This window comes from Thalassolituus maritimus, assembly GCF_900156675.1.
GTDB classification, from domain to species: domain Bacteria; phylum Pseudomonadota; class Gammaproteobacteria; order Pseudomonadales; family Oceanobacteraceae; genus Thalassolituus; species Thalassolituus maritimus.
On the sequence record NZ_FTOH01000006.1, the window covers coordinates 232,243 to 247,951 of the forward strand.

The window sequence follows — 15,709 nt, forward strand, 5'->3', positions numbered from 1 at the left end:
CTCTTATCGCATGCGATGGTAGTTGCGTTATCTATCCATTCTTTATCAGAAGTGGTTGAAATTTCGCCAATTGCACCTATTCAAGAAGAGTGTGGTAAAATTTCGCGCTTATTTTTTCTCTGCGCTTTGTGATCCGAGCGCTTTACCGTGATGAACTGATTCGATAGCCATGACTCTGACCCCGGAAAATGTAGTTCGTGAATACTGGGCCCGCAGCCAGGAACCCCGCAGTGACGCAGAAAAGGCGGCGCTGATAGAAGAAATCCGTGCACTCCTTAAACAGGAAGATGCGGCGATCGTGGCTCATTACTACACCGACCCTGAAATTCAGGCATTAGCCGATGCTACAGGAGGCTGTGTTTCAGATTCTCTGGAAATGGCTCGTTTCGGTCATGATCACCCAGCCAGTACTCTATTGGTTGCCGGCGTTCGCTTTATGGGTGAGACAGCGAAAATTCTGAGCCCGGAAAAGCGGATCCTGATGCCGACACTGGAGGCAACCTGTTCACTTGACCTTGGTTGTCCGGCAGAAGAGTTTTCTGCTTTCTGCGATCAGCACCCTGATCGTACCGTCGTTGTTTATGCCAATACCTCGGCCGCTGTGAAGGCGCGTGCAGACTGGGTGATCACTTCAAGTATTGCTTTAGATGTCGTCCAGTACCTCCACGATCAGGGCGAAAAACTGATCTGGGCGCCTGATAAGCATCTGGGGTCCTATATTCAGAAGCAGACCGGCGCAGACATGATCCTCTGGGACAGTGCTTGTATCGTTCATGACGAATTCCGTTCTAAAGGTGTTCAGGACCTTAAGAATGTACACCCGGATGCTGCAGTGCTGGTGCATCCTGAGTCACCAGATGCGGTGGTTGCTCTTGCTGATGTTGTTGGCTCCACGAGTCAGTTGATTGCTGCAGCACGTGACTTGCCAAATGACACTCTTATTGTCGCTACCGACAAAGCCATCTTCTATAAGATGCAACAGGAAGCACCGGGTAAGTTGCTGATTGAGGCACCGACGGCGGGGAATGGTGCGACTTGCCGAAGCTGTGCTCATTGCCCGTGGATGGGAATGAACCAGCTGGAAAATATTCGGGACGTTCTCAAAAATGGTGATCAGGAAATTCTGGTCGACGAAGGCATCCGCCGTAAAGCGGTACGTAGCCTCGACCGTATGCTCAACTTCCGCAAGCCTGTCAGCGCCGCCTGACGGCTTCAGCCTCGTGGTGGACGCAACAGGGCGTCTACCGCTTTTAATCTCTCTTTTAACGCCAGTTCCCGCTGCAGGTCGTTAGCTTTTTCTGCCTGTCTGATGGCATTCCGGAGTTGCTGGGCGGCTTCCTGATTTCTTCCTGTTGTGAAGTAGTATTCGGCGAGCGCTCGGGAGGCGAGGATCAAATCGCCTTGCTTGCTCGCATTCTGACTGAGTGCCTCCCAGAAGGCAGGGACGTCAGGGTACGTCTCCGTCAGCTTCCGCAAGACTCGGGTTGCCTCGCTGTAGTTACCGCTTTCTGCAAGCAAGTCAGCGTAAGCACTTTCAAGAGGAAGGCTGTTGGGATGAAGCTTTCTGAGCGATTCCAGTGCCGCCCGGGCGCGCGCCGGCTCACCTGCGGAGGCCGTGATACGCTGATCTAACACCTTCACCAGAAGATGACTCTGATCTGCCAGAGCTAGTTGCTTTGCAGCTTCCGCGTACTGGCGCTGATCATGATGCAGGACGGCAATCATGTAGTTCAGTGCGTCTGCCTCCGCGCCATTGGCATTTTGGAGGCGCTCTTTCAGCTCGGTCATGGCGCCATCGCCAAGTTGATATCGGGTTTCTGCGTTGAGCTTCAGTATGCGGAAGCGGAAGCTTGCCGAAGGGCTGACATTGCGGAAGGCGCCAGCCCGGCCTGCGGCATCCGCGACCCGGGTTGCTGTCAGTGGGTGAGTCTGAAGAAATTCGGGGGCTTCACCCCGATATCTGGCAGCATCGAGCATATTCTGGAACATGGCGGGCATCGCTTCAGGAGAGAAGCCAGAGCTGACCAGCGTCGACATGCCAAGCCGGTCTGCCTCACGTTCAAACTCTCGGGTATAGGCCAGTTGATCCTGAACTGCGGCAGCCTGCGAGGTCATAATGCCAGCAATGCCTGCTTCGCCATTGCTGGTTGCGATCAGGATCAGACTGGCCAGCAGTGTCGCCAGTGTTACAGGGTCTCGCTTTCGGGCGGCTTCGACCTGGCGCGCGAAATGTCGTTGACTGAGGTGAGCAAGTTCGTGTGCGAGTACAGAAGCGATCTGATCTTCATTGTCAGCGTACAGGAGTAGGCCATAATTAATACCGACGATACCACCGGGTACCGCAAACGCATTGAGTTGAGGGCTGTCGACCGTGACAAGGTGCAGGTCACTGATCTGTAAGTCAGAGTCGGGAACAAGCTGATAAATAAGATCGTGGAACCACTCGAGAAGAACCGGGTCATCCAGTGTCGGTGCCTGGGATCTCAGGTTTCTGAGCCAGCTCTGACCCAGGGCCTTTTCTTCCTGCAGGGAGATCAGCCCAGAGGTAGCATCGCCGAGAGACGGCAGTTGCTGAGTATCCTGTGCTGATACATGTTGCACCGGGCTATAGGTGGCGCAGAGGGTTACGCCCAAAGCAGATAGCCAATTCCTGATGTTCAATGCCCATTCCTGTCTGTTGTCACTGGTTATGTCGCCTCTCAGCACTGCAGTGTTATCGTGAAATGATAAATTTTTCGACTGATTTCAGCGTCTTAGGTTCATTGTCGCGGTTGTTTCCGTATAATCTGAGCATGACAAACCCTGATACAAGTGTCTAACCCCATGACGCCTGACTCGACTCTCGACGCGAGCGGACTCCAGTGTCCTATGCCTCTTCTTAAAACTAAGCTAGCCCTGCGTGATCTGTCACCCGGACAAGTACTTGAGGTGATGGCAACAGATGCAGGTAGCCTGGTCGATATTCCGCGTTACCTTGAGAAGAGCCCTCACACTTTGCTGAGTCAGAGTGAAGCGGACGCCGATCGTTACATTTTTCTGATTTCCTGCGGAGTATGACATGTTAAAGGTCGTAAAAGGGTGGATAGATCGTTACTTTTCAGATGAAGAGGCATTAGGGCTTCTCTTTATTCTGATCGCCCTGATGCTCGTCATCATGTTGCTCGGCAACGTGTTGGCCCCCTTCCTGACAGCGCTTGTGATTGCCTACCTGCTGCAAGGTACGATGAATTATTGTAAGGCGCGTGGTCTCAGTCACCTTACCGCGACCATCGCCGTATTTCTGTTGTTCATGGCTGTGATGCTTACGCTGCTTTTGATTATTCTGCCCGCGACATGGAACCAGCTGATTCAGTTTATATCTGAAGTGCCGCGAATGGCCTCGAAAGGGCAGGAACTTCTTCTTTTGCTGCCTGAACGTTATCCAGAGCTGGTATCCGTTGAGCAGGTAAAAGAATGGACGAAACAAGTGGGAGATGAAGTCGCATCGCTAGGACAGCTGGCGGTTAGCTTCTCTCTGACAGGTATCACAGGTTTGATGGCGGTATTAATCTATTGCGTACTGGTGCCGATTCTCGTGTTCTTCCTGTTGAAAGACTCGACGCAGATTCTCACATGGATTACCGGCTTTCTGCCTGCGAAGCGCAGCCTGCTTAAAAATGTCTGGTCCGAAATGGACGAGCAGATAGCTAACTACATCCGTGGTAAAGCACTTGAGATCGTGATTGTCGGCGGCGTTACCTACATTGCGTTTGTTATTCTGGGCCTCAATTATGCCGCTCTGCTGGCGATAGCCGTTGGCTTCTCAGTGCTCGTGCCGTACATAGGTGCTGCGGTGGTGACCATACCCATTGCGCTTGTCGCTTATTTTCAATGGGGCTTAGGTGATGAGTTCACCTGGGTTCTGGTTGTGTATGCCATTATTCAGGCCCTGGACGGAAACGTTCTGGTTCCATTACTGTTCTCTGAGGTTGTGAACCTTCACCCAGTGGCAATCATTGTTGCGGTGCTGGTCTTTGGTGGATTATGGGGCTTCTGGGGCGTATTCTTCGCTATTCCGCTGGCGACACTGTTTAAGGCGGTATTACGTGCATGGCCGGTTGCTCTGTCAGCTGGTACAGAAGAGGCACAGTGAGCGTGATAAATTGGCTGGCTCTGACCCCCGGGCTGACTTGTCAGAGATACCGGGCACCTTTAGACTTGCGCCCCTTATCACCACGTAATGCCTCGTATAACAATAAATCAGGAGATAGGTAACTATGATTACCGGTAGTATCGTTGCTCTTGTTACTCCAATGAACGCTGATGGCTCAGTAGATTGGGAGAACCTTGATCGATTAGTTGATTTTCACGTCAAGGAAGGGACGGACGCCATCGTCGCGGTCGGTACGACTGGTGAGTCGGCGACTCTTGAAACGGACGAACACGTCGCGGTTATCGAGCGCGTAGTAAAAACAGCAGCAGGGCGTCGTCCGGTGATTGCAGGTACCGGTGCGAACAATACCTCAGAAGCGATTGAGTTGACTCAGGAAGCGAAGCGCGTTGGCGCAGACGCTTGCCTGCTGGTGACACCTTATTACAACAAGCCTCCACAGCGCGGTTTGATTAAGCATCATGAAGCAGTAGCGGCGGCGGTTGATATCCCGCAGTGGTTGTACAATGTGCCGGGCCGTACCGGTATTGATATGCTGCCAGAGACGATTGCTGAGCTTGCCAAAGTGCCGCAGATTACGGCGGTGAAAGAAGCCACCGGCGACATGGATCGTGCGCGCCAGCTGATCGATCTGGTGGGTGACCAGTTAGCCGTTTACTCGGGCGATGACGCAACCGCTTATGAGCTAATACTGCTCGGTGGTAAAGGCAACATCTCTGTGACCGCCAATGTTGCGCCCGCAATGATGCACGAACTCTGTATGCTGGCCCTGGATGGTAAAGCAGACGAAGCTCGTGAACTGAATGAGCGTATGATGCACCTGCATAACGCCATGTTCGTAGAAGCGAACCCAATCCCTGTTAAATGGGCTGTTGAGCGCATGGGGCTGAGTGGCTCAGGTATTCGCCTGCCACTGGTAACCCTTGATGAACGCCTGCAGCCAAAAGTAGAGCTGGCTCTGAAAGACGCTGGCATCATCTGACGGAAAACAATGCGACTAATTCTTCTCTCTGCTCTGGCTGTATTCTCAACAGGATGCAGCTGGATTCTCGGCGACAACCAGGCGCTTTCGTATCTCGATGCTCAGGAAGCTGCTGAAACGCAGGTCCCTGAAGGAATGACCCTGAACACATACGATCGCTTCCCGGTGCCTGACCTGGAAGGCAATCCGGGGCCGGGGGAAGAGTTTAAAATTCCTGTTCCAGCACCCCTGACCGTGGCTCGCGAGGATTCTGAGCCAACGTCGTTGAGTGATTTCAAACGCGAGTTGAACCCACGCTTTGTGCGTGATGGCGCGGGCACTCTGACGTTGCAGATTGATGCGCGCTTTGCTCTCTCCTGGTCGCGCGTCGCTGATGCTCTGGCGGCCACGGATGTTAAGCTGACGGACCTTAACCGCAGTATCGGTACTTACTTCCTTGAGTTGCCAAATCCTGCGGCCGAGGAAGATGACCGCAGCTGGTGGGGACGTCTGTGGGGTGAGAAAATTGAAGAGGTTCTGCCGTACCAGCTGAAGATGGTCGAAGCCGGCGATGGTGTTTATCTGACTCTGCAGGAAGATGCAGAAACGCTTGCGGAAGACAGTCTGACGCGGGACCTTCTGACACAGGTTAAACTCCAGCTCGAAAAGTGAGATTTCGTTCTTTAGGCAGTGGCAGTCGTGGTAATGCCACTCTGGTTGAGTTCAATGCGCAGGCGCTGTTGATTGACAGTGGCTTTGCCAGACGCACCATGCTCCAGCGCCTGACTGAAGCGGGTGTTGAACACGGCGCTCTGAAAGCTGCCTTTGTTACTCATGAGCACAGCGATCATGCCAAAGGCATTCAGTCGCTGTGTGAGCATCTGAATATCCCTTTCTACGCCTCGTTTGGAACTGCACGCCGCATGGAATGGACTGGCCATTCTCTGTGGCGTTGTCTGGTCAGCGATAAACCGGTAGATGTTGCCAGTATGCAGGTGACGCCTGTCGTCGTTCCTCACGATGCACATGAGCCTCTGCAATTTGTTATTCAGAGTGCAGAAGGGCGGCGCCTTGGTATATTATCCGACCTCGGATCACTGACATCGCACGTTGTGAACAGCTATCGTGATTGCCATGCGCTTCAGGTTGAAGCTAATCATGATCCTGTGATGTTGGCGAACGGCCCATACCCACCGAGCTTGCGAGCACGTGTCGCCGGTGCTTATGGTCATCTCAGCAATGAACAGTGCGCTGACTTTATTCGCCGGGTAAAATGGCCCGGATTGAAGCATGTGTCTGCTGGGCACATCAGCGAAAAGAACAATGACCGGAATCTGGTAGCCCAGGTTCTGGCTGAAGCAATTGGTTGCTCCCCTCAGGACGTTCCCCTGCTGTCGCAGGATGAAATGTCAGACTGGGTTGCACTGAACGATTAAAACCGACCCTCATTCCCGGAGAAACCCATGGAAAAACGCGAACTTCTTTATTCAGGCAAAGCCAAGTCTGTTTTCACAACAGATGATCCGGATTACATGGTGCTTGAATTCCGTAATGACACTTCCGCGTTTGATGGTAAAAAAGTAGAACAGCTCGATCGCAAAGGCATGGTAAACAACAAGTTCAATGCCTTCATTATGACCAAGCTGGCTGAAGCTGGTGTGCCGACGCATTTCGAGAAACTCCTGTCAGACAACGAGTCGCTGGTGAAGCGTCTCGATATGATTCCACTGGAGTGCGTAGTCCGTAACGTCGCTGCGGGCAGTCTGGTACGTCGTCTGGGTGTGGAAGAGGGGATGGACTTGAATCCGCCAACGTTTGAACTGTTCCTGAAGAACGATGAACTCGGCGACCCTATGGTGAACGAGTATCACGCTCAGTCGTTCGGTTGGTCAGACGAAGCGACGATCAACAAAATGAAAGAGCTGACGTTCAAGGTCAATGGCGTTCTGAAAGAGCTGTTCCTGAACGGCAACATGCTGCTGGTTGACTACAAGCTTGAGTTTGGTGTCTTCAATGGCGAGGTTGTGCTTGGGGATGAGTTCTCACCAGACGGTTGCCGCCTCTGGGATAAAGACACTCGTGAAAAACTCGATAAAGACCGTTTCCGTCAGGGGCTGGGTGGTGTTGTAGAGGCTTACGAAGAAGTCGGTCGTCGCCTGGGCATGGACTTCTGATCCTGCTTGTTACCTCCTTATGTATCCGACAAGGCTAACCTTGTCGGATATTGCCATAACTATTGGCTTTTCATGATTCTCTGTGCACACTAAGGACGCTGGCGATAAGCCGGTGCTCTGGAACACAATAAATTACGGGAATAATTCATGAAAAAGACAGCACTTGCGGCTTTTCTGGTCGCGATGACTCCGGTCGCCGCTCAGGCTGACCTGCTTTTCACAGTAGGTGCTAAGGCAAACTCCTGGACTGCTGAACCTAGTGGCCAAGTAGATGATGGCCTATCCGCTGACAGCGAAACCAATGGTCTTGGTCTCGACTCTGATTCTGGCACTAACCTTACTGTGTTCTTCGAGCACCCTGTACCGGTTGTTCCTAACCTGCGCATCCGCCAGACGAATCTTGAGCTGGATGGTAGCGGTACCATCGTCACTGAAGAATTCAATGGTATTCAGTATACCGGCGAAGTGGACAGCTCAATGGACCTGAGCCATACAGATGCAACCCTGTACTGGGGCCTGCCTCTGCCAGTGCCGTATGTTGATATTAATCTGGGTCTGACCGCACGTATGTTTGGTGGTGACGTCATCGTTGACGGTGCCACCGTTTCTGGAAATCGTCGCGAAGAAGTCGAACTCGATTTCACCCTGCCAATGGGCTTTGTTGAAGCGCAGGTCGGCACGCCTTTCGGTATCTACGCCGCGGCAGAAATTAACGCGATCGGTTATGACGGTAATTCACTGACCGATACTGTTCTGACGCTGGGCTATGATCTTCCTGTGCCAGTGGTTGATCTGGGTCTTGAAGTCGGTCACCGCGCATTGAGCATGAAGACCAACAAAGACACCACCGATATTGAAACTGACTTTGATGTTTCAGGTATCTTCTACGGTGCGTCATTTGCTGTAGGTTTCTGATCGCATTGTTAATGCCGATCTAAAAAAAGCCGGGCTGAGCCCGGCTTTTTTGTGCGGATGGCCCGTCGGCGATTAATCCGACGCACTTTCGATGCGCTCTGTGCGTGTTTTCCGTTCCGGGTGTGTGCTCAGGTATTCTCGCCAGCTATTGGTTTCGCGCTGGCTGCCGGGCAGTGAATTAAGTGCACTGGCCAGAAGGTCTGGTGACATGCCTGCTGCTTTCAGGTGCTCGACGGCGAAGTCATCTGCATCGGTTTCCATCGTCCGGCTGAAGGCATTTTCGCCGAGCGAAATTCCGGTACCCAGTACGACTTCTGATAAGCCTTCAAGGTCTCCAAGCAAGAGCCCATAAACAATGGCACCGGCACTGGCCTGAACCATCATTTGTGCGCCGTGCCGGCGGTCTACATGGCCTGCCTCATGAAATAGCACAGCTATCAGTTCGTCGCGACTGAGAATATTAACCAGCTCATCAAATACCACGATGGTGCCATCGGGCAGTGCGAAAGCATTGGGAGCGATGGCGCTGCGGAAAAGGATTCGATAGTCATTATCCAACCCCGCTTTTTCTGCGGCTTTATTCCAGTCTTTTATGATCGAAGCCTGCTCATACTGGGCCAGCCTCGAAGGTTCCAGAGAATAGTCGAGCGTCTTCATTGATGAGCGACCAACCCGATTCAGTACTTCTTGCGGCACTAAGGGCGCCGTAGCCTTTGCACCGGCAGGAATAACCTGAGTAAACACAAGCCAGAAGGAAAGAGGAACCATCAATGCGGCGGCCAGAACCATCACCATATGACTTTCGAGGTAAGCCAGAAAGCCACTGCGCGGTGTCCATCTGAGGTCTGGGTCCTCTGGAATAAAATAGTCACCACTGTCAAAGTGCAGCTCAACTGGAATACCGGGGAGGACATCCCCTTGTCTGCATTCTTTCAGTGTTGTCGAGGTCAGCTCGTAATCGAAATCGGTCGCAAGGACGCGGAGCGAGCCGTCGTCCCTGAGAAGAAGAATGGCAGGGCGTATGTCACTGCGGCCTGCCATACAGTATTTGCCAGTGATCCTTTGCATCAGACGATGGAAAGGTCAGTATCGAACATACCGGCAGCTTCTTCACCAAAGGCGCTTTCTTTGCCTTCAACCTGATTGGCCATATGATCGATACGCGGCGTCAGAAACACGGTCGTTTTGGACGCGATGTAGCGCATCTTGATGACTTTAGCAGCCGGGAAGGCAAGGCCGAGAGTAAAAAGAATCAGGACGGCGTTAAGCAGAGTAATACCCAGATAACCAGCAACCGTAATGCGTGACTCGAAGCGAACAAGTTCATCTGCTTTGAGACTTTCAGCAATGTGGTTGCGGATCATGGCATTGAAGACAGACTGGACGAGAAAGCTGAAGAAATACATGACCAGAATGATAGGTAAAAACGACAATGGGTTCGGGGCTTCACTACCCTGCATGGTCGTAAGTGTTCCGGCCATGGATGAGGCAATCAGGATGAACGCAACAATGGAAACCAGGAAAACGACCAGCGCCGCTTTGTAATACTGACCTGTGCTGGTATTCAGTTGCAGTTTTTCACCGCCGTATTCGCAGTTGCCGAACATGAATTGATGAATTTTTTTGATGACCCAAGGTAGAGCAAGATACAGGGTGACAGCAGCTACTAATGGCAAAACGATAAAGTGATACAGAGCCCCCATATAGTCGCCTTTAAAATCAAAGCGAACATTACGGTAAGCGGTATTGCGGTAGGTAAATTTAAGGCCCTGAACTATGAGCCACGGGCTCAATGGGATCAGAGCAAGATACATAATGCCTGCGGCCATGGGTTCGACCATGGAAACGCCCACAAAAATAAGAAATACGCCCAACGCTAACAAGCGACCCAGCAAAATCTGCTTAGGCGTTGCAGGTATTGCAGGCGATTATCCTCGATGCTGGTGTGGCCGTAGAGGTACTGGTTATTTCGTACTTTCGCCCATGCCCCATAAATACCCAGCGTGGCCAGGGTAAGAAGCATATTTACTAACCAGAGCTTAGTGTAACCCCATGGTGTGGCAGTAAATTCAATAGCAGCGCTACGCTCATTTGCGAAGCTTTCAGGCGTCGTCATAATTACGTCCTTGTAGTGATCTGCAGGCTGTTCATTCAGCCATGGTGCAGGTTTGGTTTATTTGTCCTCGCGGACGAATTCGGCCAGAACCCGGCCAGAAGCCCGGCTACCAACCAGAATGCTCATTACGTCGGTGCGGATCGCACTGATCGGGTGTTTGCGATATTCATGCTCCAGGCGGCAGCGCTGAAGCGGACAGAAACGGAATCCAATCTGCATCGTCAGTGCACGTTCACTGGTGTGCTCGTATGCTTTTTCCGGGCTGATGTACCAGCTCATATCTTCGAACATGCCTGGCTCCCAGCGCCAACTGCTTTGCATGGTGGCGAGCACATCGTAGTCTTTGAAATTCAGCGTCGCAGCAACCCAGCGCTGGCCATCTTCACGCTCAACCATCTGACCCAGACGATTTTCAATTTGCTGATTTTTGAGGGTGAATTCCAGAACCGATTTGGCTTTCTGGCCCGGTTGGTAAGCAGCGTTTTTATCTGGAAAGAGTGGGCTATATACAGTGCTGTTCGGGAGGTTCCGCATGCCTACAATAACAAAGCTTTGCTTGCGTTCGCCGTAGTTGTATTTAGCTGCCTGAAGTTCAAGTTCGATATAGTAAGTTTTACCGGCACGGAGATCAGAAGTAAGGTCGCCGCTGAATAAGGTATCGATGTCGGATTCAGAGAGGTACTCAGCGCCGGACCAGGCATCGCGGGCATCATTCAGACGCTCCTGAACCCGTGCGTCTCGCTCAGCGGCGAGTCTTTCGGCTTCAAGACGCGCTTCTTCCAGTCTCTGGGCTTCCAGCAGTTGCTGACGGCGTAGTTCTTCTTTGGATGGCCCACAGGCAGAAATGACAATAGCACAAAGCACCAATACAGCGAGACGGAGCATGTTAATTCCTTACTTATTATACTGACCCGAACTGAGTATTGCTGAGCCCAGCTGGGTAAAAAGCGATTACAGTATACCGTCGACGAATGAAAAAGGGGACTCGTTGAACTCATTCAGTGCCCTGTGGACAAAGAATGGTGACTATGACACTCTTCGGGCTGTTTTCAATGATTGGGGACGTCTGAATTGCGAGCTCTGCTGATATTAGTGATTACGTTTATAACCGGATGCAATCTGGTAGAAAGCCCTTTTGCGGACACGCCCGACAGAGAGCTGAGAGAACGTAATTACCGGTGTCAGATGGCGGGTTCGCTATCGGCAGCGGAAATCCAGGTATGCAAAAATATTCGAAGGGAATGTGATGCGCGTGCCGAGAGAGGGAATTTCGTGTGCTGACCCAAGCTTGGGTACTGAGATCTTAAACTGCCATCAGGAAATACTATGAAATTGAATAAACTGGTTCCAGCGATTGCGTTGGGAACACTGTTATTGGCTGGTTGCGGCCAGGAGGAAAAAGTGAAACTTGAGACCACCGCTCAGAAAGCGAGCTATGGTGCAGGCCTGAACATCGGTCGTCAGATCGAACGTGAAGGTGCAGACATTGATCTTGATGCATTGGTTGCGGGTATCCGTGATTCTGTTTCTAAAGCTGAACAGCAGGTCAGCGACGAAGATATTCAGGCGGCATTCATGTCACTGCGTGAAGATGCTGAGCGCAAGCAGAAAGCTCTGGATGATGAAGCAGCTCAGGCGAGCGAAGAATTCCTGGCGAAGAACGCAGAACGTGAAGAAGTAAAAGTTACTGATTCAGGCCTGCAATATGAAGTTCTGACTTCTGTAGAAGAAGGTGAGTCACCGGCAGCAACCGATACTGTTCGTGTTCACTACCACGGTACGCTGATCGACGGAGAAGTTTTTGACAGCTCTGTTCAGCGCGGTCAGCCTGCCGAATTCCCGGTAAACGGTGTGATCCGTGGTTGGGTCGAAGCACTCCAGATGATGAAGCCAGGTGAGAAGTGGAAGCTGTTCATCCCGGCAGACCTGGCTTACGGTGCTCGTAGCCCAAGCCCTAAAATTCCAGCGAACTCAGCGCTGGTGTTTGAGGTAGAACTGCTCGAGATTGTTAAGTAATAAATACAGCCTCGCAGAAAAGGCCCTCTTCGGAGGGCTTTTTTGTGCCTGCTCATCGAGTGTGCGTATAGAAAACAGAAAGCCCGAATGCGTCAGGTTATTGAGCGACGGCTTCTTCTAGCTCTTCAGATACTTCGTCTTGTTGACCGCCGCGGAGTCCGCAGCCAGACATGTGGGAGAGTGTTCTCTCAAGACTTTCAAGTTGTTGGTCGGTCAATCGAATCGTATTTCCACAGACGCGACATATGGATTTGCGATCTATCCGTAATTTCTCAGCAGGCTGTGATGTGTAATTTTTACACTCAGGACAAGGCAGCGGGTACTGAACAACAGAAGCAACAGAAGACATAAGCAATAATTAAACAAAAACCAGTGTTGAAGCTGATTTATACAGCATTAAAGGTATTGTTTGAAGGGCATTGCGGACGAAGTGTGAGAATGGTCGGGGTAGAGAGATTCGAACTCCCGACATCCTGGTCCCAAACCAGGCGCGCTACCAGACTGCGCTATACCCCGAATGCTGTGTTGGCTCCCCGAGCTGGACTTGAACCAGCGACCAATAGATTAACAGTCTACTGCTCTACCGACTGAGCTATCGGGGAACATCTCAACAGCGGGACGAATATTACGGATTTACCCGGATGTCGTCAACACCTTTGTTTCAAAAAATCATAGAAAACAAAAAGATAGAGGAAACATCAGGGCTGCGCGGCAGCCCTGATGCGTATCCTCAGACGAGGGCTTATTTGCCCTGTTTGAAGATATTCTCGTAGACATAGTTGGTCGCTTCAACGAAACCGTCGATGCTACCGCAGTCGAAGCGGGTACCGCGGAACTTATACGCCAGTACACAGCCTTCCTGAGCCTGCTTCAGCAGGGCATCAGTGATCTGAACCTCACCGTTTTTGCCCGGAGGTGTATCTTCGATCTTGTCGAAGATGTCCGGTGTCAGAATGTAGCGGCCAATAATCGCCAGATTGCTTGGTGCATCTTCTTTGGCTGGCTTCTCAACCATATCGGTTACGCGGAAGAGGCCGTCTTTCATCTCTTCGCCAGCAATCACGCCGTACTTATGCACTTCGTCTTCAGGCACTTCCTGTACTGCAACAATAGAGCAGCGGAACTGAGAGAAGACTTTAACCATCTGAGCCAGTACGCCTTCACCGTCGTCACCAGCAACACATAGGTCATCGGCCAGAACAACGGCAAATGGCTCGTCACCCATCAGGTATTTGCCGGACAGAATCGCGTGGCCCAGACCTTTCATATGGTTCTGGCGTTTGAAGGCAAATTCGTTTTCATCGATGAGGGTGCGGATAGAGGTCAGCAGGCTTTCCTTACCAGAACCTTCGATTTCTTTTTCGAGCTCGTAAGAGATATCGAAATGGTCAGCAATGGCACGTTTACCACGGCCTGTGATGAAACCTATGCGATCAATACCAGCCTCAGTTGCTTCTTCTACGCCATACTGTACTAGCGGCTTGTTAACGATCGGGAGCATCTCTTTAGGCATTGCTTTGGTTGCTGGGAGGAACCGGGTTCCGTATCCGGCGACCGGGAATAGGCATTTGCGAATCATTGACGTCTTTCCTTGTTCAGACATGTAGTTTGTAACCTCTGATTAGGGGGCAGATTATGGCAGATTTGTTACCGTTTTGCGTCACCCTGCAGTATCGCCCTGATTTTTTATCGAGCACGGAAACGCTCGTCCTGAATCAGAATGGTGCAAGTATGATGCCGACGGTATGGAACGTGCTTGTTATCAAGGAGGAGTTAGTCTGAACCTTTGAGGCAATCCGCATGGGGGCTCAGTGGGAACAGCTGGACTTCAACTATTGATTGGAAGGTAAGTGGAAGCCGTGAGAGGATGAAGCTACGCCCCAAAATGAATCACCGGAGGTAATGAATGCACATTGATGCACCGTTTGAACTGGTTCTGTTCGGTGGGCTGGGTGATCTGGCTTTGCGTAAGCTGATGCCAGCACTGTTTTTACTGGAGAGCGACGGACGCCTGCCCGATGGCGCCATCTATGCGGTAACGCGTCGCGACATGAATAGAGACGAGTTCGTGGCCAAAATCGAGAAATCGGTCAAGTCGCATGTGCCCTCTAATTATCTGGAAAAGGAACCTCTCGATCGCTTCCTGAGTAAGGTGCATTGCCTGACGCATGACGTGAACGATCACCAGGGATACAAGAACCTGAGTAAGACCCTGTCTTCCGATGACATCAACCGGTTGTATTACATGGCGACTGGTTCTGATCTTTACACGCCAGTATGTAAGGGACTGCATGACGCCGGCCTGATACAGAGTCAGAGTAAGATTGTTCTTGAGAAGCCGATTGGTCACGACCTTGGTACTGCACAGGCGATCAATGACACCGTAGCTGAGTACTTCAAAGAAAAGCAGATCTACCGTATCGACCACTACCTCGGAAAAGAAACGGTTCAGAACCTGATGGTACTGAGGTTTGCGAATTCGCTGTTCGAATCGCAGTGGAATCAGAATTACATCGACCATATCCAGATTACGATTTCTGAGCAACTTGGTGTTGAGCAGCGCGCAGGCTTCTACGAGCATGTCGGGGCAATGCGGGATATGTTTCAGAATCACTTGCTGCAACTATTATGTATCACCGCAATGGAGCCGCCGGCCAAGCTTGAGCCAGACGCCGTCCGTGACGAGAAAGTAAAAGTACTGAAGGCGCTCAAGCCGATTACAGGCACCGCGATTAATGAGAATGTGGTGAGAGGTCAGTACGATTCTGGTGTTGCGGAGGGGAAACCCGTTCCACGCTACCGTGATGAACCCGGTGTGCATCACAAGTCTCTGACTGAAACCTTTATTTCAGCGAAAGTAGAGATCGACAACTGGCGCTGGGCCGGGGTGCCTTTTTATCTTCGTACCGGTAAGCGCCTGGCTGAGCGTGCCTGCGAAATCGTTGTACAGTTTAAAGAAATTCCACACTCGATTTTTCCACTCCAGCATAAAAATACCATGGCCAACAAGCTGATATTCAGACTGCAGCCAGATGAGGGGGTGCGCCTGATGTTGTGTGAAAAGCGTGTTGGCCCAGGTATGAATGTTCGCCCTATGAATCTCAGCCTGAATCCATCGAATCAGCGGCAGACGCGCGTCCCGGAGGCTTATGAACGACTCCTTTTTGATGCGCTTAGCGGAAACGCTACCTTGTTTTTACGGGATGATGAATTGCTGGAAGCCTGGCGCTGGGTGGACCCGATTATTAAACACTGGGAAGAGCAGGAGCAACGTCCAGAACCTTATACCGCAGGTAGCTGGGGCCCAGCGGCCGCTACTCTGTTACTCGCACGCGATGGTCGCTTGTGGGATGAGAACAGTTGAGTTCGTCGATAAT

At 51.5% G+C, this 15,709-nt stretch carries 14 protein-coding genes, 2 tRNA genes and 1 pseudogene; 10 read left to right on the top strand and 7 right to left on the bottom strand.

The window, feature by feature from the left end:
* The first annotated feature begins 169 nt into the window (after window positions 1-169).
* The gene (gene nadA, locus BW941_RS11245; RefSeq protein WP_076516126.1) at window positions 170-1,207 is read left to right on the top strand and encodes a quinolinate synthase NadA; all 1,038 of its coding nucleotides are present in this window, start codon (window positions 170-172) and stop codon (window positions 1,205-1,207) included.
* 5 nt (window positions 1,208-1,212) lie between these two features.
* Here the strand turns inward: nadA and BW941_RS11250 are convergent, their stop codons facing one another.
* On the bottom strand, window positions 1,213-2,661 hold the full coding sequence (locus tag BW941_RS11250) for a M48 family metalloprotease (protein WP_175607896.1): 1,449 nt from the start codon (window positions 2,659-2,661) through the stop codon (window positions 1,213-1,215).
* Between the two features lie 162 nt (window positions 2,662-2,823).
* Between BW941_RS11250 and BW941_RS11255 the strand changes: the two genes are divergently transcribed.
* From BW941_RS11255 to BW941_RS11285, 7 genes are all read left to right on the top strand, one after another.
* Window positions 2,824-3,057, top strand: a complete 234-nt coding sequence (locus BW941_RS11255) for a sulfurtransferase TusA family protein (protein ID WP_068435582.1) — start codon at window positions 2,824-2,826, stop codon at window positions 3,055-3,057.
* Between the two features lies 1 nt (window position 3,058).
* Window positions 3,059-4,132 carry an AI-2E family transporter gene (locus tag BW941_RS11260; protein ID WP_076516130.1) on the top strand — a complete coding sequence of 358 codons (1,074 nt, stop codon included), beginning with the start codon at window positions 3,059-3,061 and terminating at the stop codon, window positions 4,130-4,132.
* 124 nt (window positions 4,133-4,256) lie between these two features.
* Window positions 4,257-5,132 carry a 4-hydroxy-tetrahydrodipicolinate synthase gene (dapA, locus tag BW941_RS11265; RefSeq protein ID WP_068435579.1) on the top strand — a complete coding sequence of 292 codons (876 nt, stop codon included), beginning with the start codon at window positions 4,257-4,259 and terminating at the stop codon, window positions 5,130-5,132.
* A gap of 9 nt (window positions 5,133-5,141) precedes the next feature.
* Entirely contained in the window at window positions 5,142-5,783 is a 642-nt protein-coding gene (gene bamC / locus BW941_RS11270; RefSeq protein ID WP_076516132.1) for an NlpB/DapX family lipoprotein, read from the top strand.
* Window positions 5,780-6,547: an MBL fold metallo-hydrolase gene (locus BW941_RS11275; RefSeq protein ID WP_076516133.1), complete on the top strand. Its 768-nt coding sequence runs from the start codon at window positions 5,780-5,782 to the stop codon at window positions 6,545-6,547. Before bamC ends, BW941_RS11275 begins: the two co-directional genes overlap by 4 nt.
* 27 nt (window positions 6,548-6,574) lie before the next feature.
* Window positions 6,575-7,285: a phosphoribosylaminoimidazolesuccinocarboxamide synthase gene (purC, locus tag BW941_RS11280; protein WP_076516135.1), complete on the top strand. Its 711-nt coding sequence runs from the start codon at window positions 6,575-6,577 to the stop codon at window positions 7,283-7,285.
* A 147-nt stretch (window positions 7,286-7,432) separates the two neighbouring features.
* Window positions 7,433-8,200, top strand: coding sequence for a TIGR04219 family outer membrane beta-barrel protein (locus tag BW941_RS11285; protein WP_076516137.1), 768 nt, complete (start codon window positions 7,433-7,435; stop codon window positions 8,198-8,200).
* A 72-nt stretch (window positions 8,201-8,272) separates the two neighbouring features.
* On the opposite strand, the gene BW941_RS11290 is transcribed toward BW941_RS11285, so the two are convergent.
* The 3 genes and pseudogenes from BW941_RS11290 to BW941_RS11305 form a co-directional block, all read right to left on the bottom strand.
* Entirely contained in the window at window positions 8,273-9,241 is a 969-nt protein-coding gene (locus BW941_RS11290; protein WP_076516139.1) for a M48 family metallopeptidase, read from the bottom strand.
* A 26-nt stretch (window positions 9,242-9,267) separates the two neighbouring features.
* Window positions 9,268-10,316 (bottom strand): annotated as a pseudogene (locus BW941_RS11295) (YjgN family protein).
* A gap of 57 nt (window positions 10,317-10,373) precedes the next feature.
* Entirely contained in the window at window positions 10,374-11,201 is an 828-nt protein-coding gene (locus tag BW941_RS11305) for a hypothetical protein (protein WP_076516145.1), read from the bottom strand.
* Between the two features lie 441 nt (window positions 11,202-11,642).
* Between BW941_RS11305 and bamJ the strand changes: the two genes are divergently transcribed.
* Entirely contained in the window at window positions 11,643-12,332 is a 690-nt protein-coding gene (gene bamJ / locus BW941_RS11310) for a BamJ family beta-barrel-assembly machinery protein (protein ID WP_068440860.1), read from the top strand.
* A gap of 439 nt (window positions 12,333-12,771) precedes the next feature.
* Here the strand turns inward: bamJ and BW941_RS11320 are convergent.
* The 3 genes from BW941_RS11320 to galU all read right to left on the bottom strand — a co-directional run bounded on the left by BW941_RS11320 (window position 12,772) and on the right by galU (window position 13,911).
* Window positions 12,772-12,848 (bottom strand) — tRNA-Pro (locus BW941_RS11320).
* Between the two features lie 10 nt (window positions 12,849-12,858).
* Window positions 12,859-12,934 (bottom strand) — tRNA-Asn (locus tag BW941_RS11325).
* A gap of 140 nt (window positions 12,935-13,074) precedes the next feature.
* Window positions 13,075-13,911, bottom strand: a complete 837-nt coding sequence (gene galU, locus BW941_RS11330; RefSeq protein ID WP_068440867.1) for a UTP--glucose-1-phosphate uridylyltransferase GalU — start codon at window positions 13,909-13,911, stop codon at window positions 13,075-13,077.
* A 327-nt stretch (window positions 13,912-14,238) separates the two neighbouring features.
* On the opposite strand from galU, the gene zwf reads away from it, so the two are divergent.
* Entirely contained in the window at window positions 14,239-15,696 is a 1,458-nt protein-coding gene (zwf, locus tag BW941_RS11335; RefSeq protein WP_076516147.1) for a glucose-6-phosphate dehydrogenase, read from the top strand.
* The last annotated feature ends 13 nt before the right edge of the window (window positions 15,697-15,709 follow it).